The sequence below is a fragment of the Stenotrophomonas sp. PUT21 genome, from assembly GCF_052232875.1.
Taxonomy (GTDB): domain Bacteria; phylum Pseudomonadota; class Gammaproteobacteria; order Xanthomonadales; family Xanthomonadaceae; genus Stenotrophomonas; species Stenotrophomonas maltophilia_N.
In genome coordinates, this window is the sequence record NZ_CP197645.1 from 3,376,270 (window position 1) to 3,394,687 (window position 18,418).

17 protein-coding genes are annotated in these 18,418 nt (G+C 66.9%); 9 read left to right on the forward strand and 8 right to left on the reverse strand.

Features of this window, described 5'->3' with window-relative positions:
* Positions 1 to 53: 53 nt before the first annotated feature.
* Entirely contained in the window at positions 54 to 1,166 is a 1,113-nt protein-coding gene (locus tag ACTT2I_RS15290) for a PLP-dependent cysteine synthase family protein (protein ID WP_088433788.1), read from the reverse strand.
* A gap of 127 nt (positions 1,167 to 1,293) precedes the next feature.
* Between ACTT2I_RS15290 and ACTT2I_RS15295 the strand changes: the two genes are divergently transcribed.
* From ACTT2I_RS15295 to ACTT2I_RS15305, 3 genes are all read left to right on the forward strand, one after another.
* Positions 1,294 to 1,653, forward strand: a complete 360-nt coding sequence (locus ACTT2I_RS15295; protein WP_421098947.1) for a CopL family metal-binding regulatory protein — start codon at positions 1,294 to 1,296, stop codon at positions 1,651 to 1,653.
* A 247-nt stretch (positions 1,654 to 1,900) separates the two neighbouring features.
* Positions 1,901 to 2,200, forward strand: a complete 300-nt coding sequence (locus ACTT2I_RS15300; protein ID WP_088433786.1) for a hypothetical protein — start codon at positions 1,901 to 1,903, stop codon at positions 2,198 to 2,200.
* Positions 2,201 to 2,261: 61 nt separating this feature from the next.
* Positions 2,262 to 2,786, forward strand: a complete 525-nt coding sequence (locus ACTT2I_RS15305) for a DUF411 domain-containing protein (protein WP_172407535.1) — start codon at positions 2,262 to 2,264, stop codon at positions 2,784 to 2,786.
* 43 nt (positions 2,787 to 2,829) lie between these two features.
* On the opposite strand, the gene ACTT2I_RS15310 is transcribed toward ACTT2I_RS15305, so the two are convergent.
* The 4 genes from ACTT2I_RS15310 to ACTT2I_RS15325 all read right to left on the reverse strand — a co-directional run bounded on the left by ACTT2I_RS15310 (position 2,830) and on the right by ACTT2I_RS15325 (position 8,634).
* Entirely contained in the window at positions 2,830 to 4,668 is a 1,839-nt protein-coding gene (locus ACTT2I_RS15310) for a 2Fe-2S iron-sulfur cluster-binding protein (protein ID WP_421098946.1), read from the reverse strand.
* Positions 4,665 to 5,357, reverse strand: a complete 693-nt coding sequence (locus ACTT2I_RS15315) for a PepSY domain-containing protein (protein ID WP_088433870.1) — start codon at positions 5,355 to 5,357, stop codon at positions 4,665 to 4,667. Before ACTT2I_RS15315 ends, ACTT2I_RS15310 begins: the two co-directional genes overlap by 4 nt.
* A 58-nt stretch (positions 5,358 to 5,415) precedes the next feature.
* On the reverse strand, positions 5,416 to 8,124 hold the full coding sequence (locus ACTT2I_RS15320; RefSeq protein WP_421098945.1) for a TonB-dependent receptor: 2,709 nt from the start codon (positions 8,122 to 8,124) through the stop codon (positions 5,416 to 5,418).
* 102 nt (positions 8,125 to 8,226) lie between these two features.
* On the reverse strand, positions 8,227 to 8,634 hold the full coding sequence (locus ACTT2I_RS15325) for a CopL family metal-binding regulatory protein (RefSeq protein WP_282263559.1): 408 nt from the start codon (positions 8,632 to 8,634) through the stop codon (positions 8,227 to 8,229).
* Positions 8,635 to 9,073: 439 nt separating this feature from the next.
* On the opposite strand from ACTT2I_RS15325, the gene gloA reads away from it, so the two are divergent.
* Positions 9,074 to 9,604 (forward strand): lactoylglutathione lyase, encoded by a 531-nt coding sequence (gene gloA / locus ACTT2I_RS15330; RefSeq protein WP_088433782.1) that lies wholly within the window; start codon positions 9,074 to 9,076, stop codon positions 9,602 to 9,604.
* A gap of 47 nt (positions 9,605 to 9,651) precedes the next feature.
* Here the strand turns inward: gloA and ACTT2I_RS15335 are convergent, their stop codons facing one another.
* Positions 9,652 to 10,014, reverse strand: coding sequence for a hypothetical protein (locus ACTT2I_RS15335; protein WP_088433781.1), 363 nt, complete (start codon positions 10,012 to 10,014; stop codon positions 9,652 to 9,654).
* Positions 10,015 to 10,195: 181 nt separating this feature from the next.
* Between ACTT2I_RS15335 and ACTT2I_RS15340 the strand changes: the two genes are divergently transcribed.
* The 3 genes from ACTT2I_RS15340 (at position 10,196) to ACTT2I_RS15350 (ending at position 13,460) form a co-directional block, all read left to right on the forward strand.
* On the forward strand, positions 10,196 to 10,630 hold the full coding sequence (locus ACTT2I_RS15340; protein WP_421098944.1) for a VOC family protein: 435 nt from the start codon (positions 10,196 to 10,198) through the stop codon (positions 10,628 to 10,630).
* Positions 10,631 to 10,705: 75 nt separating this feature from the next.
* Entirely contained in the window at positions 10,706 to 12,007 is a 1,302-nt protein-coding gene (locus tag ACTT2I_RS15345) for a putative DNA modification/repair radical SAM protein (protein WP_088433779.1), read from the forward strand.
* Between the two features lies 1 nt (position 12,008).
* Positions 12,009 to 13,460, forward strand: coding sequence for a UdgX family uracil-DNA binding protein (locus ACTT2I_RS15350; RefSeq protein WP_421098943.1), 1,452 nt, complete (start codon positions 12,009 to 12,011; stop codon positions 13,458 to 13,460).
* Between the two features lie 59 nt (positions 13,461 to 13,519).
* Here the strand turns inward: ACTT2I_RS15350 and ACTT2I_RS15355 are convergent, their stop codons facing one another.
* Positions 13,520 to 13,951, reverse strand: a complete 432-nt coding sequence (locus ACTT2I_RS15355; protein WP_088433777.1) for a CBS domain-containing protein — start codon at positions 13,949 to 13,951, stop codon at positions 13,520 to 13,522.
* Between the two features lie 380 nt (positions 13,952 to 14,331).
* On the reverse strand, positions 14,332 to 16,173 hold the full coding sequence (glmS, locus tag ACTT2I_RS15360; protein WP_088433776.1) for a glutamine--fructose-6-phosphate transaminase (isomerizing): 1,842 nt from the start codon (positions 16,171 to 16,173) through the stop codon (positions 14,332 to 14,334).
* 203 nt (positions 16,174 to 16,376) lie between these two features.
* Here glmS and ACTT2I_RS15365 point away from each other — a divergent pair, with 203 nt between their 5' ends.
* Together ACTT2I_RS15365 and ACTT2I_RS15370 are read left to right on the forward strand one after the other, a co-directional pair.
* Positions 16,377 to 17,642 carry an efflux RND transporter periplasmic adaptor subunit gene (locus ACTT2I_RS15365; RefSeq protein ID WP_421098942.1) on the forward strand — a complete coding sequence of 422 codons (1,266 nt, stop codon included), beginning with the start codon at positions 16,377 to 16,379 and terminating at the stop codon, positions 17,640 to 17,642.
* Between the two features lie 43 nt (positions 17,643 to 17,685).
* Positions 17,686 to 18,411, forward strand: coding sequence for an ABC transporter ATP-binding protein (locus ACTT2I_RS15370; RefSeq protein ID WP_088433774.1), 726 nt, complete (start codon positions 17,686 to 17,688; stop codon positions 18,409 to 18,411).
* The last annotated feature ends 7 nt before the right edge of the window (positions 18,412 to 18,418 follow it).

Here is an 18,418-nt window from a genome sequence, read left to right on the forward strand (position 1 = left end):
AAGGCCCCGGCGTACGCCGATGGGCCAGGTTCACGCCAGAGCCGGTGCCGCGCTCAGTACAGCGTTTCCAGCGAGACGCAGGGCAGCACCGGCAGCCCCTGCCCGGCCACTGCGGCCGCGAGCACCGTATCGGCGCCATCCACGTCGATGCCCTGCGTCGGATACCACGCGGGGTTGTAATAGCTGTGTGCGTAACGATCGCCGCTGTCGCACAGGATGGTCACGATCGAGCCGCTGCGGCCTGCCTGACGCATCAGCTGCGCGGCCTGAAGCACGCCGATGAAATTGGTCCCGGTCGAGCCGCCGACACGACGGCCCAGCTGGCGGGTGACGTGGCGCATCGCGGCCAGGCTCAGCGCATCGGGCACCTTGACCATCGCATCGACACTGGTCGGAATGAAGCTCGATTCCACCCGCGGCCGGCCGATGCCTTCCACCCGCGAGCCCCCATTGCAGGTCAGCTCGCGCCAGGGCTGGCCGGCCAGCGCGGCGCAGTAGCCGTCGTAGAACACGGAGATTTCCGGGTCCGCACACAGGATGCGGGTGTCATGCCGGCGGTAGCTCACATAGCGGCCCAGCGTGGCCGCCGTGCCGCCGGTACCGGGGCTGCACACGATCCACTCGGGCACCGGATGCGGCTCCTCGGCCATCTGCTTGAAGATCGATTCGGCGATGTTGTTGTTGGCGCGCCAGTCAGTGGCACGCTCGGCGTAGGTGAACTGGTCCATGAAGTGGCCACCGGTTTCGCGGGCCAGCGTTTCCGAATCGCAGTTCAGGTCGCAGGCGCGCTCCACCAGATGGCAACGGCCGCCGTGGAATTCGATCGCCGCGATCTTCTCCGGCGAGGTGGTGGCCGGCATCACCGCGATGAAGGGCAGCCCCAGCAGGCGCGCGAAGTATGCCTCGGACACCGCCGTGGAACCGCTGGACGCCTCGATCACCGGGCGCCCCTCGCGCAGCCAGCCATTGGCCAGCGCATACAGGAACAACGAGCGCGCCAGGCGATGCTTCAGGCTGCCGGTGGGGTGGCTGGACTCGTCCTTGAAATACAGGTCGATGCCCTCGAACCCGGGCAGGTCCATCGGAATCAGGTGGGTATCGGCCGAACGGTTGAAATCGGCGTCGATCTTGCGGATGGCCGCGGCTACCCATTCACGCTGGGACATGGATGAACACTTGAAGGAAGGCTGAGCAGATTCTACTGCGTCCGTCCCGGCGGTACCGGAATGGCCGGGTTTGCCGGGCGGCGATGCTATGGTGAGCGCCGGTCCCGAACCTGCCTCCGCCCTGCGCTTGCCTCGCTCCCTGACGCTCCTGCTGCTGTGCCTGACGCTGATCGCCAGTGCGGTCGGTTCGGCGTGGGCCGCCACGGCCATGGCGATGCCCACCGCGGTGGCCAGCAGCAGCGCTGCCGAGCGCAGCTGCCATGACACGGCCCCGGGGCTGCACGCCGACGAAGACGCCGGGCAGCCCGGCCCTGCCGCCGGGTGTGGGGACGATGATCACTGCGACTGCCCACAACAGGGCACAGTGCTGCTGCCCGCCGCGCTGCCGTTGCTGATGGGCCTGCCGCGATCCACGGCGCCCCTGCCCGCCATTGCCGGCCGGAGCAGCCTCGCACCCGACCGGCGGATCCGCCCTCCCATCGCCTGATCCGCCGCTGACGACCGGCCGCCTCACAGGCGACCGATGCCGACGCTGCCTGCCTTGTCTGCCGCCCGCCGCACAGCGCGAGGGTGGCGACCGCATGCACCTCGCCATGGCGAACCCGTCAGCAGCGCGCCACTGCAGTCATCGCATCGCCTCGCTACCCCGACCGCGATGTGTGCGACGTGGCCCGGCCCTCCGTCTGCAGCCCCGTCTCCGTCCACCTTTTCAATCATCTTCTCGAAGGATTCCCATGCGCCTGTTCACCCTGCTGCCCGTAGTCGCCCTGCTTGCCGCCGCGCCGACCGCACTGGCCCAGTCGGCCCACGCCGGACACGATCACCACGCCGGCCACGCCAAGCCCCCCGCTGCGGCACCGACCAGCAAGCACGCGGCCGCGTTCAAGCAGCTCGACCGTGACAACGACGGCTTCATCCGCCGCAGCGACCTGCCTGCCGAGCATCCCTTGCTGCCGCACCTGGACATGAGCGATCGCAACCGCGATGGCAAGCTCGATGCGAAGGAATTCGACACCGGCATGAACATGCTTTGACCCCGGCGACCGCGCACGGCAACGCTGCCGTGCGCGGCCATCTCCATAGAAAGGAAATGTCATGAACTTCTTCAACAGGACCGCGCTGCCGGCCATCGCGCTGTTCAGCACCACCCTGCTGGTCAGCGCCTGCCAGGCAGCGCCCGGCACCACCACCGCAGGCACAGCGTCGGTGTCACCGCCCTCCGTCGCGGCGGCAACGCAGGACCTGCCCCTGATCACCGTGCACAAGAGTCCGGACTGTGGCTGCTGCGGCGTATGGGTCGAGCACGTCCGCGCCGCCGGCTTCCCGGTGCGGGTCAACGACACCGAGGACATGCTCGCCATCAAGCAGCGCCTGGGCATTCCCGACGAGATGCTCTCCTGCCACACCGCCGAAGTGGAGGGTTACGTGGTGGAAGGCCATGTTCCGGTCGCCGATATCCAGCGCCTGCTGAGCGAACGCCCCACGGCGCGCGGCCTGGTGCTGCCTGGCATGCCGATCGGCTCGCCTGGCATGGAATCGCCGGATGGGTACCGGCAGTCGTTCACCGTCGGATTGCTGGAACAGGACGGCAAGGTCAGCGGGTTCTCGCAGCACCCCTGATCCGCATCGCCCTGCCGGCACACGGCCGGCAGGGCCTGGCCGATCAGATCTTGAAGTCGTCGTAGGCGATCCGCGCCTCGTCGACGCCCAGCCGCTGCAGCAGTTGGCGCGTGGCCGCCAGCATCGCCGGCGGTCCGCACAGGTAGAACTCGCAGGCGGACAGCTCCGGATGCGCCTGCAGCAGGTGCGCATGCATCACCTCGTGCACATGAGCCGCCGCGCCATCCCTGCCCGCCCACGCACCGCCGGCCTGCTCCGACCACACCGGGTGCCAGCTGAAGTTGGCATGCCGCTGGGCCAGCGCCTGCATCTGCAGGTCATACGGGCAATCGCGTGCGTTCCGGGCGCCGTACCAATAGTGGATACGCTCCTGCCCTCCTTCGCCGAGCCGCTGTTGAATCATCGCCCGCAGCGGTGCCATGCCGGCCCCGGCACCGATGAACACCTTCTCGCGCGCGCCACCACTCAAGGCGAAATCACCGAAGGGGCCGCTGTAGCGCACACGGTCACCCTCGCGCAGCGTGTACAGATACGTGGAGCCCTTGCCCGGCGGATGCCGCTTGTTGTCCTGCCAGCCGGGACTGAACCGTGCGAGCAGCAGCAGCCGCCCCTGCACATCGCCCACGGGCGAGGACAGCGAGTACGACCGGCGCACCTCGCTGCGGTTGTGCAGCGTCGGCGGCAGCGACAGCCTGTCCCAGTCCTGCCGGTGTTCGGCGGGATGCCACAGCCCGCTGCGCGCCACCGTGTACTCGGGGACATGCAGCTGCAGATAGCAACCCGGCTGGAACTGCGCATCGGCCGGATGGTCGGGGCGCAGATGGATCTCGCGCAGGAACGGCGTCACCGCCTCCACCTTTTCAACGGTTGCCCAGTGCTCGGTCCAGAGGCTGGCACCACCGGCGACTTCGATCTCCAGATCCTCATCCACCGCCAGGTTGCAGGCCAGTCGGCTGCCCACCTTGAGCTTGGCCGCCGGCAGGTGCGCACGATCGGCCGCGGTGGCCCGCGACGCCGCCCCACGCACACGGACCTCGCACAACCCACAGCTCTGCCCACCGCCGCAGTTGGAGGGGAGGTGGACTCCTTCGCGGGCCAGCGCCACGTACACACTGTCGCCGCTGGCCGCGGTGACCGTGCGTAGATGCGTGCCACCGGGCGCGAACACCGCCAGCTGGCGCCGGCGCCGCCAGCGCCGCGGGATGAACTCGCGCAGGTGAACGCTGGCCACCAGCAGCCACAGACCGGTCAACGACAGCCACAGCCCCCCGATGCCCATGCCGACCACAAGGGGATTGTTGAAGTTGGCGCGCTCGGTGTAATCCATGATGTGCAACATCCAGAAGATGTCGAACAGGCGCCAGGTGTCGTTGCGGTGCTCCAGCACCTGGCCGCTCTGTGCCGAGACGTACACCGAGGTACCGGCCTCATCCCCGAAATCCACGCGCCAGACCGGATCGGGATGGGCGCGTGTTTCCAGCGTTTTCTCGAGATGGACCGGATCGGCCGGCACACCACTGCCGCGATACGAGGCCTGTGCCAGCCGCAGGGCCCAGCGCGGGTCGATCTCGATGCGCTTGCCGCTGTACGCATCGATCAGCTCGGTGCCTTGGGGTGACAGCAACCGGTACACCGGCTGGTCCAGCAGCCAGCCGGTATCCAGTGTGGCCGCCTCGTTGCGTGCGGCCCGCAGCGCCTCGGCCGGCGCCAGTGTCGTGGCCGGCCAGGCCGGCAGCGCGGGCTCGGCCGCGCGGTGCGCGCTGCCGTTGATCTTCTGCGGGTCCAGCAGGCTCATCATCAGGCCGCTGCCGAGCCAGAGCAGGAACTGCAGGCCGACGATCAACCCGAGCCATCTGTGCAGCGTGCGCATCCACGGTGTCATGCCGACCTCCGCGAACCGAAGCTGTAGAACAGCAGCCATACGCCACTGAGCGCGAAGCCAAGCCCGGCGATGGCAGCGATGCGCAGCAGCAGGTTGTTGACGTCCGTGCGGTTTTCGTAATCCATGATGTGGAACATCCACAGGAAGTCGAACCAGCGCCACAGGCTGTGCCGGCGCGCCAGCAGATCACCGCTGGCCGGCGACAGGTAGAGCGTGGTGTCGCCGCGGTCGGCAAAATGCACCGCCCACATCGGCACCGGCCGGGTCTTCACTTCGGCGGGGGCCCGGGTGATCCATTCCACCCGGCTGACCTGCCCGTCTCCCTGATACAGCGATTGCGCCAGTGCGATCGCCTGGTCCCGGTCCAACGGCGGCAGCCGCTCGCCGGTCCGCGCGTCCACCAGAAATCTGCTGGTGGCGTCGCGTACATCGAACACCTCTCGCTCCAGGACATGCGTGAGCCGGAACGAACGCAGCCCGGGATAACGCGTGGTCAGCTCGGCCGGGGCGACCCGTTCGCTGGCGCGTGGCAGGACCTCGCCATGCGCATGCGCCAGGTGATCGCCATGGATCACGTCCAGCGGCACCACCGTCATGTAGACGCCACTGAGCATCCACAGCAGGGCCTGCACGCCCACGATCAGGCCGATCCATTTGTGGGCACGTCGTGCCCAGAATGCGGGTTTCATCGTCTTCATCCTCTCTCAGGAACGGCGCCCCGCCGGCGAACCGGCGGGGCGCACGCAATCACCAGCGATAGCCGATGCGGGCATACCAGCGACGACCCAGCAGGTCATAGGTCATCGTGTCGGTATTGGCGTCGGTGTAGCTCTGGATGAAGGGCGCCTTCTTGTCGAACGCGTTGTCCAGACCCACGGTCAGGTCCAGGGCGGGCGTCGCGGCGTACTTGGCCTGCAGGTTGTGATACACCACGCTCGGCGCGTGGTCGCCAATCGCGCCACGCGCGGCATTGATGTCGTCGGTGCGGCCGATGTACTGCGCGGTCCAACTGCCCGACCATGCCTCACGCGAGAGATTCACTGCGCCCAGCGCGCGCCATTTCGCATAGCTGCCACGGCCACCGGTGATCTTGCCGGCGTACTCGATCACGGCCGCGCCGGGGTAGGGACGCACGTCGTAGCGATGCAGGTAGGAGGCATCGATGCTGACGCTGGCATCGACCCCGGCCAGCCCGAACTCGTACAGCGCGCCGAGGTCGACGCCGGTGGCGCGTTCGTTGGCGGCATTGACCGGCTGCGAGGACAGGAAATCCACCTCGCCGGTGCGCGGGTTGCGGGTGAAGTTGCTGGCATCGCAGAACGGATGCGCCAGGCCTGGCGTGTTGTAGCAGATCGCCAGCTTGGTCGAGCCCGCCACGCGCTGGATCGCATTGGTGATGCGGATGTTGTAGTAGTCCGCGGTCAAGGTGAGCCCGGACAGGAACGTCGGTGTCCACACCACGCCCGCGGTGACCGAGGTCGCGTCTTCCGGGCGGAGCTGCGCGTTGCCCCCGGAGGTGGTCAGGATGGTATTGCCCGGCTGCACGTAGTTGGCCGGCACCCCTGCCGCCTGGCAGTTGCCCCGCACCACCGAGTCGGCCGGCAGGCTGCTCCAGCGGCTGCACGGATCGGTGGTTGTCAGATTACCTTCGGAGATGCCCCCGAAGAGTTCGGGAATGTTCGGAATACGGAACGCGGTCGCATAGGTACCGCGCAGTTTCAGCGTGGAGTTGACCTGCCAATCCAGGCCGACCTTGTAGTTCATGTCACGGCCGAACAGATCGTAATCGGACAGGCGCGCGGCCAGGTTGAGGTACAGCGAATCGGCTATCACGCTGTCCTGCAGCAGCGGCACCGCCAGTTCCACGTACGCCTCCTTGGCGGTGTACTCGCCGGAGATCGGGTCCTGCTGGTTGGTGTTGCCGATGCCCAGGGCGGTCAGCACATCCGGGTTGCGCCAGCCACGCTCCTTGCGCACTTCCACGCCGGTGGCCACGCCCACCCAGCCGGCGGGCAGCTCCACGAGCTGGCCGCTGAGGCTGGCGGTGAAACTCTTCTGTTCGTTGCCACCGGTATCGCGCGAGGTGTAGAGGATGTAATCCAGCACCTCCCTGGAGAGATTCCCGTAGCCCAGGTAGTTGCCGCACGGAATCGCGGCCCCCGGCAGCGGGCTGCAGATGGCCCGGTTCAACGTCTGCTCGACGCGATCCAGGTTGGCCACATTGTCCGAGCCGTCCACGCCGGTGTTGCGGCCCAGGTTGAAGGCCGTCGACCAGTCCCAGCCCACGCCGAACTGCCCCTGCAGACCCACGACGGCGCGGTAGGTATTGGTCTCCTGCGAGAAGTGTCGCGGGCCGGCTTCTTCCAGGCGCCGGCGTTGCAGCAGCAGATCCTGCCCGGTGGGATTGGTCGGGTGGTTGGCAGCGATGTTGATGGGGCGATAGACCCCCAGCGAACCGGCGGTGGCCAGCTGATCGGACTGGCGGTTGGTGTACATCAGTTCGGTGAACACCCGCACGCTGTCACTCAGCTGATTGTCGCCGAACACACTCAGGCTCAGCCGCTTGATCGGGTTGACCGCGTTGAGCGTGGGATTGCCGTTGTAGTTGTGCTTGGCCGCGTTGTAGGTTTCAAACAGCGGATCACCCGGGTTCTGGCGGAAGTTGATGCGCGCGCCATCGGCCAGCAACGCGCGCCCACCGATCGTCGCCGAACTGCCCGAACAGACCAGCTTGCCGTCCGATTCGATCAAGCCACACGGCGCGCGCGAGGCCATGTTCACGGTGCCGCCTTCGGCGTAGTTGATCCCGGCGATCAACGAGCCACGCTCGCCGGTCACGCCCCAGGCCAGATCGACCGCCGTGTCATCGCCGTCGCCCCGGGTGGTTTCGCCATAGCGTACCGAGGCCTGCACCCCGTCGAAGCCCTTCTTGGTGATGATGTTGACCACGCCGGCCACCGCATCGGCACCGTAGATGGCCGAGGCACCGTCCTTGAGCACTTCAACGCGCTCGATCAGCGCCACCGGAATGATGTTCAGGTCCACTGAACTGTTGGCCCCGGTGCCGCCATTGACGATACGGCGGCCATTGAGCAGCACCAGCGTGCGGTTGATGCCCAGGCCGCGCAGGTTGACCTGGGTCGTGCCGTAGCCGTTTTCGGCCCAGTAGGCGTTGCTCTGGCTGCCCGCGAAACCGGCCGAGGCCGGCAGGCGCTGCAGCAGGGTATCCACCGAGGTGGCGCCCGAGCGCTGGATGGTTTCGGCATCGATCACGCTGACCGGGCCGACGCCGGACAACTGGGCGCGCTTGATGTGGCTGCCGGTCACCTGGACCGTATCCAGGGTGCGTGCGCCGGCCTGGCCGGGCTGGCTTTCCTGCGCGTGCAGCGATGGGGTGACGGCCGCACTCAGCAGCGTGCCGATGGCCAGGGCCAGGGCATGGGTCTTGACGTACATGTTCTCTCTCCCGCTTGGGGTCTTGTCTGGTGGCAAGATCCGCGGGCCACGATGGCCACGGCGGATCACATCAGGCGCCGTATCGGCGCCGGAACGACAAGATCAGGCGATGGGAGGTCGGAAGACGCGCGAGAGCTTCCGGGGTGGAACCTCCAGCGGCGGGAACAGCGTGTCCATCGAAATCGGTGAATGCCGCGTGGCGAACAGCGTGGTGGCCGAAGGCGGATAGAAGGTCAGCACGCAGACGCAATCGCAGGCCGCGCGGTCCGCGCAGTCGGCATCCCCGCGGTGTTTGCTGCGCTCGTGGTCGCCATGCGCGGCCAGCGCCGGTGCGGCGTCCTGCGGGGGAAGGTCGCAGGCCTCGCCCGCCGTACCGTCCTGCGCGGCCACCAGTGAACCGCTGCCGCTCATCGCATGCAGGGCCATGCGCGTGCTCGCCCACGCACCGAGGACGCCATCGGCACCCAGCAGAGCGATCAGCAGCAATGGCAGCATCAAGCGGTAGGACATGGGGCGCTCAACAGCCTCGGTTTATTTGTATATACAAAACATTGAATAGCGCGTCGGTCGGGGCGCGTCAACTCCCCTCCCCCTTTACGACGTCGGCGTCTCCCTTGCCGGCTGCGCGTTTCCCCACGCAGATATCCGTCCTGCCGGCCTCTGCCGGCTCCCTTCCCGCCGATGCCACCCGCATCGACCCGGCGCACTCGCCAGCGTCCATCCTGCGTTGCAGCATAGCCAGCGCGCACGTCGCCGCCAAGCGCCACCATGCCTGTTCGGGCGCGATGTCGCCTCTATTTTTACAAGCAACGATGGATATCGATCGCTCGTTACACATGCAACTTTTTGCGTGGCCCTGTCAGGCGTTTGTCCAGACCTCACCCGCGTTACGTAAACTTGTCCGCACGCGCGTCATCGCGCTTCTTTTCATCGTGACAGGACTTCTCCCATGACCCTTCCCGCCTCCCTCCGCGAGCACCCCGGCGTCGCTGCCGACGTGCCTGCCGAGACCGCCGGCTTCGTGTTCAACCACACCATGCTGCGCGTCAAGGACGCCACCGCCTCGCTGGATTTCTACACCCGCGTGCTCGGCTTCCGCCTGATCGACCTGCGCAACTTCCCCGAGGCCGAGTTCAGCCTGTACTTCCTGGCGCTGCTGCCGGCCGGCACGCAGATCCCCGAGGGCGACGACGCGCGTCGCGTGTGGATGGCCGGCCTCCCCGGCGTGCTCGAACTGACCCACAACCATGGCACCGAAAACCAGGACGGCCCGGTCTATCACAACGGCAATACCGACCCGCGCGGCTTTGGCCATATCTGCGTGTCCGTGCCGGACATCCAGGCCGCCTGCAAGCGCTTCGATGAGCTGCAGGTGCCTTACCAGAAGCGTCTGGAAGACGGCCGCATGAAGCACCTGGCCTTCATCAAGGATCCGGACGGCTACTGGGTGGAGATCATCTCCAACACCCCGATCGCCTGATCCCGACGCTCCGCGACGCGCCGGCCTCCATCGGCGCGTGGCGGGCGCTACGGCTGGACCTGGAACTCGAACGCCGCATAGAACGGCGCCTGCGGTGGCACGAACAGGGTTTTCCCTGCAAACCCTGCGTCCACACAACGCGCGACAGCCGCGTCGCCTTCGCGCCACGTCCGCACCACTTTGCCCTGCGCATCCAGCTGCAACACCACGGTGAACGCGGCAAGCGTCTCCGGCGCGGGGGTCGGCATGCAGCGCGTGAAGCCGGCCCCACCCACCCGGCTCATGCTGTCCAGCATCTCCGCATAGGCCGCCGGGGCCAGGCTGGCCTCATCGCGCTGCGCCCATGCACGCACCTGGTCGTAGCCCGCGTCGCCGGCGACCGCCTGGGCCATCATCACCATCCACAGCATCGTGCTTCCTCCGCCTGCGCGTTCATGACGCCAGTGCGCAGCGTAGGTCAGCGCGCGGGCGGGCGGAAGGGCCTGGGCCGACACAGGCCGGCGCCTGGTCAGCAAGGTCGACACCGCGGCCATGCGACGCGGGGCCTGCGGTGGTATACCTGCGCCCGTCCCACTACCCAACGGAGTCGGTATGGAAACGATGGAACTGCACCGCGGCCGCCTGATCGATCACCTGCAACTGGTGGTCAGGGATCTGGCCGCCAGCCGCCGCTTCTACCAGGCCGTGTTCGACACGATCGGCATCCCGATCGCCGGTGAAGGCGATACCTATTTCTGGGCCGATGAGCTGTTCGTTTCCACGCCGAACAGCGAGGCGGCGCTCGGCCAGCTCACCGGTCGCCACCATCTCGCCTTCCAGGCCCGCGACCGCGCCACGGTCGAGGCCTTCCACCGCGCGGCGCTGGCCAACGGCGGCAAGGACAACGGCGCGCCGGGCGAGCGGCCGTACCATCCCGGCTACTACGCCGCGTTTGCACTGGATCCGGATGGCAACAACATCGAAGTGGTGTTCCATGGGCCGGCCACCTACAGCGCGGACTCGGTGAAGGTGAGCTTCGAAGGCTGAGGCGGAACCTGAATTCTTCAGGGAGTATCTGATGCGTCTCACTGGATGAGATCGTGCCCCGGTACGGTATTTTCCATGGAGACGATCCGCAAACTGGCCATCCTTGCCGATGCCGCGAAATACGATGCGTCCTGCGCCTCCAGTGGCGCAGGCAAGCGCGATTCGCGCGCATCGGGCGGCATCGGCAGCACCGAGGGGATGGGGATCTGCCACAGCTACACGCCCGATGGCCGGTGCGTGTCGCTCCTGAAGATCCTGCTGACCAACTTCTGCATCTACGACTGCGCGTACTGCGTCAACCGCGTCTCCAGCAACGTGCAGCGGGCGCGGTTCAGCGTGGAGGAAGTGGTCGCGCTGACGATGGATTTCTACAAGCGCAACTACATCGAAGGGCTGTTTCTCTCCAGCGGCATCATCCGCAATGCCGACTACACCATGGAACAGATGGTGGAGATCGCGCGCGTCCTGCGTGAGGAACGCCGCTTCAGCGGCTATATCCACCTCAAGACGATTCCGGAAGCCTCGCCGGAACTGCTCGCGCTGGCCGGCCGCCATGCCGACCGGCTCTCGATCAACATCGAGCTGCCGACCGAGGCTGGGCTGGCCAGCTTCGCGCCGGAGAAGTCGCTGCCATCGATCCGCGGCGCGATGGGCGAACTGCGCTGGCGCATCGAGGAGGCCAAGGAAGCAGGCAAATCTCAGCCAGCCGCCAGCGCATCGGCCCCGTCACCTGCGCCCGCAGCGCGCGGCCGCCGCGCACGCGCGCCGCGGTTCGCACCGGCTGGCCAGAGCACGCAGATGATCGTCGGCGCCGACGGTGCCAGCGACCAGCAGATCCTCGGCGCGGCCGACAATCTATATGGCAACTACCGGATGCGCCGGGTCTACTATTCGGCGTTCAGCCCCATCCCCGATGCCAGCAAGGCGCTGCCGCTGCAGGCACCGCCGTTGGCGCGCGAGCATCGCCTCTACCAGGCGGACTGGCTGCTGCGCTTCTACGGTTACGGCGTGGACGAGATCACCAGCACCACCCAGGGCGGCATGCTCGATCTGGACATCGACCCGAAGATGGCCTGGGCGATCCGCCATCCCGAGCGTTTTCCGGTCGATCTCAACCTGGCGCCGAAGGAACTGCTGCTGCGCGTGCCGGGGCTGGGCGTGCGCAACGTCAAGCGGGTGCTGATGGCCCGTCGGCATGGGCGTCTGCGGGTGGCCGATGTGGCCCGCCTGCGCGCGCCGATGAGCAAACTGCTGCCGTTCGTGCAGTTGGCCGACCATCACCCGCACCGCGCGCTCGACGACCCGGCGGCACTGCGCGCCCGGCTGGCGCCGCCGCCCCGCCAAGGCTCGCTGTTCCCCGACGCGGCCGCGCACTGAGATGGCGCGCTGGAGTGTGCGGGTCGACCCGGTGTGGTCGCTGGAGGCGTGGCGCACGGCGGCGCGGTTGGCGTTGCGCCACGCCGTCGCACCGGATCAGCTGGATTGGCTGCAGGGCGAGGATGCGTCGCTGCTGGATGCACCGTCACTGTCGGCGCTCGATCCCGCTTCCTTGGCCTCGGCCGAGGCACCGATCCAGGTGTCCAAAGCCTTCATCGAACTGGCTGCCACCTGCCTGTGCCATCGCGATCCACAACGGATGCCGCTGCTGTATCGCATGCTCTGGCGCATCACGCACGGCGAACGCAGCCTGCTCTCCAACCCGGCCGATGCGGACGTGCTGCGGGCCATGGCACTGACCCAGGCGGTGCGCCGCGACACCCACAAGATGAAGGCGTTCGTACGCTTCCGCGAGGTGCCGGGTCAGGACGATGCGTTCATCGCCTGGTTCGAGCCCGAGCACCATATCGTCGACCGCGTCGCACCCTTCTTCGCGCGCCGCTTCGCCGGGATGCGCTGGGCGATCCTCACCCCGGGGCGCAGCGCCCACTGGGATGGGCAGGTGCTGTCGTTCGGTCCCGGAGGCCGCCAAAGCGATGCGCCGGTCGATGATGCACGCGAAGAACTGTGGCGCACCTATTACGCCAACATCTTCAATCCGGCACGTCTGAACACCCGGATGATGCAGCAGGAGATGCCGGCGAAATACTGGAAGCACCTGCCGGAGGCCACGTTGCTGCCGCAGTTGGTGCGCGACGCCGGCGATCGCGTGCAGGAGATGCACGACCGGGAGGCGCAGGCACCGCGGCGACGTATCCCGGAATCCATCGCATCACCAACGCCAGCGCCGGGCACCCCACCGGCCACGCTCGATGCGCTGCGCGATGCGGCCGCCGCCTGCAGGCGCTGCCCACTCTGGGAACCGGCCACGCAGACCGTATTCGGCGAAGGCCCGCAGGATGCGCGGATCATGCTGGTGGGCGAGCAGCCGGGCGACAGCGAAGACCTCAGCGGCCATCCGTTCGTCGGCCCGGCAGGTCAACTGCTCGACCGCGCGCTGCGCGAGCTCGGCATTGATCGCCGCACGCTCTACATGACCAACGCGGTGAAACACTTCCGCTTTGAACGACGCGGCAAGCGACGCATCCACAGCAAGCCGCAGATCACCCACATCAACGCCTGCCGCCCGTGGCTGATGGGGGAAATCGAGAACGTGCGGCCGCAGGTGATCGTCTGCCTGGGCGCCACCGCGGCCACGGCCGTGTTCGGTGCGGGCTTCAACCTGATGGCGAACCACGGGCGCTGGCACGTCCTGGATGACGGCACGCGCGCCTTTGCGACGGTGCATCCATCGTGGGTGCTGCGGCAACCGGACGGTGAGGCGCGCGATGGCGCCTATCGGTTGCTGAAGAATGACCTTGAGCAGCTCGTCGAGATCAACCGCAAGCACTGACCTCGTACGGGGTTGCCGGCCAGTGGCCGGCAATGCCCGTCAATGTCGATGGCGCTATCTCAGTGCGCGGCCATGTAGATGTCCTGCAGCACCGCCTTTTCCAGCTCCAGCTCGCTGAGGAGATTCTTGACGATATCGCCCAGACTCAGGATGCCGACCAGCTTGGCGCCCTCGGTCACCATCAGGTGACGATGGCGGGAGTACGTCATCAGCGCCATGGCCTGCTTGAGCGTCGCGTCTGGACCGATGCCTTCCAGGCCGGCCGACGGCAGGCTGGAAATGACCCGGCGGCCCGCCTGGGGGCCATCTTCCGCAAGGCTGCGCACGATGTCCTTCTCGGACACGATCCTTACCGGCGCATCATCTTTCATGACCACCAGGGCGGCGATCTTGTGCGCGCTCATTTTGTGCGCGGCCGCACCGATGGTGTCTTCCACATCGATGGTGACGATGGCTTCTTTCTTGGATTGCAGGAGTTCGCGGACGTTCATTCTTGTTTCCTGTTACAGGTTACTGAAGTCGAGAGATGCGCCTGATTGCAGCGAGGTCGGTGGCAGTACCACGCAGGCCTCGGTCACTCGATTCTACGACCGCACCCTGGGCCAGGAGTTTGCAAATCTGGGAGGGTTGGTCGTGGAAAGCAGTGGACGACCCTGAGAATGGCACCGTGACTAAAACCGTTGCTGAATGCCGCCGTGGGGCACGACTAAAGTTCCGGTGCCGATTGCCGCCGGCTACCGCCCGCGGGTGGCTTAGCAGACTGCCCCGTAGCAAAACACCGCCACGCCGGGCGTCGTTCTGCGCCGGTGAGGCATCAAAAAAGGGGGCCTCCCGGCCCCCTCTCTACGTCACCATCGCAGGTGCGGATGGATCACTCCACCGTCACGCTCTTGGCCAGGTTGCGCGGCTTGTCCACGTCTGTCCCACGGGCCAATGCGGTGTGGTACGCCAGCAGCTGCACCGGCAGCGTGTGCACGATCGGGCTGAGCACGCCGGCGTGGCGCGGGGTGCGGATCACGTGCACGCCTTCGGACTCGACGAAGTTGCTGTCCTGGTCGGCGAACACGAACAGCTCACCGCCGCGGGCGCGCACTTCCTGCATGTTGGATTTGACCTTCTCCAGCAGGCTGTCGTTCGGGGCGATCACCACCACCGGCATGTCTTCATCCACCAGTGCCAGCGGGCCGTGCTTGAGCTCACCGGCCGGGTATGCCTCGGCGTGGATATAGGTGATCTCCTTGAGCTTGAGCGCGCCTTCCAGCGCGATCGGGTAATGCAGGCCGCGGCCCAGGAACAGTGCGCTGCTCTTGCGTGCGAAGCGCTCGGCCCATGCGGCGATCTGCGGTTCCATGTTGAGCGCGTGCTGGACGCTGCCCGGCAGGAAGCGCAGCTGCTCCAGATAGTCCGCTTCCTGCGCAGCATCGATGCGGCCATGCAGCTTGCCCAGCACCACGGTGAGCTGGAACAACGCCGCCAGCTGGGTGGTGAAAGCCTTGGTCGAAGCGACGCCGATCTCGGCACCGGCGCGGGTGTAGCAGACCAGTTCGCTGGCGCGCGGAATCGCGCTCTCGGGCACGTTGCAGATCGAGAGCGTATGCAGATGGCCGAGCGACTTGGCGTACTTGAGCGCTTCCATCGTATCCAGCGTTTCGCCGGACTGGGAAATGGTAACGATCAGGTGCTTGGGATTGGCGTAGGCAGCGCGGTAACGGTATTCGCTGGCGATCTCCACACTGCACGGCAGGCCGGCGATGGATTCGATCCAGTAACGCGCGGTCAGGCCGGCGTAGTAGCTGGTGCCGCAGGCAAGGATCTGCACGCCTTCGATGCCCGACAGTACGGCCTCGGCGTTCTTGCCGAACAGCGTGGCCGGGAAGCCACCGGCGTCGATCGCCGCTTCGATGGTGTCACCCAGCGCGCGCGGCTGTTCGTGGATTTCCTTCTGCATGAAGTGGCGGTACGGGCCCAGCTCCAGCGAGGCCAGCGACACATCGGACAGGTGCACGTCACGCACGATCGGCTGGTTGTGCTCGTCATACACCTGCACGCCATCGCGGCGGATATCGGCGGTATCGCCCTCTTCCAGGAAGATCACCGTGCGGGTGGCCTGGATGATCGCCGAAACGTCGGAGGCCACGAAGTTCTCGCCCTCGCCCACGCCGACCAGCAGCGGGCAGCCCATGCGGGCGCAGACGAAGTGGTCCGGCTCGGCGCGGCTCATCACCGCCAGTGCGTAGGCGCCGGTCAGTTCCTTGACCGTGCGCTGCAGCGCGGACAGCAGGCTGTCGCCTTCCTTGAGGTGATGGTGCATCAGGTGCGCGATCACTTCGGTGTCGGTCTGCGATTCGAAGGTGTAGCCCAGCGCGCGCAGCTTCTCGCGCTGTTCTTCGTGGTTCTCGATGATGCCGTTATGCACCAGTGCTACGCCGTGGCTGATGTGCGGGTGCGCATTGGCTTCGGTCACGCCACCGTGGGTGGCCCAGCGGGTGTGGCCGATCCCGAGCAGCGACTGGAAGCCTTCGCTTGTGGCGGCCTTCTCCATCTCGGCCACGCGGCCGGTACGGCGCACGCGGCGAACGTCGGGTTCGCCGGCGGAGGTATCGATCACGGCAATGCCGGAGGAGTCGTAGCCCCGGTATTCCAGTCGCTTCAGGCCTTCGATGAGTACCGGTACCACGTCGCGATGGGCGATCGCTCCCACAATGCCGCACATAGATTCAGATCCCTGCTGGTTAGCCTCGCATTCTAGCGTGGCGGCCCCGGCGGCTTGGGCGCTGTCCGCTTAACGAAAGTGTCCGGTCAGGTGTCCGCGGACACATGGACACTGAACCGATTCTGCAAGCCATTGTTTTCAAAGGGTGAAAAGTTGGCACGGAGTCTGCTTGGTACTTCGCAACCCAACCGCGAACGAGCCCGATGATCCGCGACACTTCCGCCCAGGACCAGACCCTTTCCTCGCACGCCACGCCCGCCCCGTGGAAGCGCTGGCTGTGGCCGGCGGTCGCCGCCCTGGTCGTGCTGCTGGCGATCGGCTTCGCCGCCCGCGCCTGGCTCGGGGCCAGCCGGTCGTTCGACAGCGCCCGTGTCCGCGTCGCCGAGGTCACCCGGGGCGACATGGTCCGCGACATCGCCGCCGACGGCCGCGTGATCGCCGCCAACAACCCGGTGCTGTACGCCATCTCCGCCGGCACCGTGACCCTGAAGGTCGTGGCCGGCGATGTGGTCAAGCAGGGCCAGGAACTGGCCGTGATCGACAGCCCCGAACTACGCAGCAAGCTGGCCCAGGAGCAGGCCACGCTGGCCGGCCTGCAGGCCGAGGCCAGCCGCGCCACCCTGGACGCCACCCTGGCCCGCGCTACCGCCCAGAAGGACACCGATCAGGCCGTGATCGAGCGCCAGGCGGCGGTGCGCGACCTGGAGCGCTACAAGCGCGGCTTCGATGGTGGCGCGGTGCCGCAGGTCGATGTCGCCAAGGCCGAAGACACGGTCAAGAAGAGCGACATCCAGCTTGAACATGCCCGCAAGGATGCGATGTTGAAGGCACAGGGCGCCGATCTGGACGCCCGCAACAAGCGCCTGTTGGCTGATCGCCAGCGCGCCGTGGTCACCGAGGTCGAGCGCCAGGTCGACGCGCTCACCCTGCGCGCACCGTTCGATGGCCAGGTCGGCCAGGTGCAGGCCACCCAGCACACCAACGTGGTCGCCAATGCGCCGATCCTGGGCGTGGTCGATCTGTCCCGCTTCGAGATCGAGATCAAGGTGCCGGAGAGCTTCGCCCGCGAGCTGTCGATCGGCATGCCCGCACAGCTCACCGGCGGCAGCGGCCAGTTCGCCGGCGAGATTTCCGCCGTGTCCCCGGAAGTAGTGGCCGGCGAGGTCAACGCCCGCATCCGTTTCTCCGACAAACAACCGCAGGGCCTGCGCCAGAGCCAGCGCATGCAGGCACGCGTGCTGCTCGATACCCGCCGCAACGCGCTCAAGATCGAGCGCGGCCCGTTCGTCGAACAGGGCAACGGCTACGCCTATGTCATGGATGGCAGCAGCGCGGTCCGCCGCCCGGTCAAGCTCGGTGTGAGCAGCCTGGGCGAAGTGGAAATCCTCTCCGGCCTGCAGCCCGGCGACCGCGTGGTGGTCTCCGGCGCCGATCTGTTCGGCGATGCCGAGCGCGTGTCCATCAACTGATTCAGTCCCTGTCGATCTTCTCGACCCTCAAAGGAAAACAGCCATGCTTGAAATGCGCTCGGTCGCCAAAGTCTTCCGCACCGAACAGGTGGAAACCCATGCCCTGCGGTCGCTGGACCTGCACGTCCGCGAGGGCGAGTTCGTCGCCGTGACCGGTCCGTCCGGCTCGGGCAAGACCACCTTCCTCAACATTGCCGGCCTGCTGGAAACCTTCACCAGCGGCACCTACCTGCTGGATGGCCAGGACGTCAGCCAGCTCGGCGATGACGCCCGCAGCCGCCTGCGCAACCAGAAGATCGGCTTCATTTTCCAGGGCTTCAATCTGATCTCCGATCTGAACCTGTTCGACAACGTCGATGTGCCGCTGCGCTACCGCGGCATGCCGGCGGCGGAGCGCAAGCAGCGCATCGAACATGCGCTGGCCCAGGTGGGCCTGGGCTCGCGCATGAAGCACTACCCGGCCGAACTGTCGGGCGGTCAACAGCAGCGCGCCGCGATCGCGCGTGCGCTGGCGGGCAGCCCCCGCCTGCTGCTGGCCGATGAACCGACCGGCAACCTGGACAGCCAGATGGCCCGGGGTGTGATGGAGCTGCTGGAAGAGATCAACGCCAAGGGCACCACGATCGTGATGGTCACCCATGACCCGGAACTGGCCGCCCGCGCCAAGCGCAACGTGCACATCGTCGACGGCCAGGTCACCGACCTGCTGCGCGATCCGGTGCTCTCCACGCCGCGCCCCGCGGTTGCCGCTGCCATCGCCAACGACTGAGGCCGGC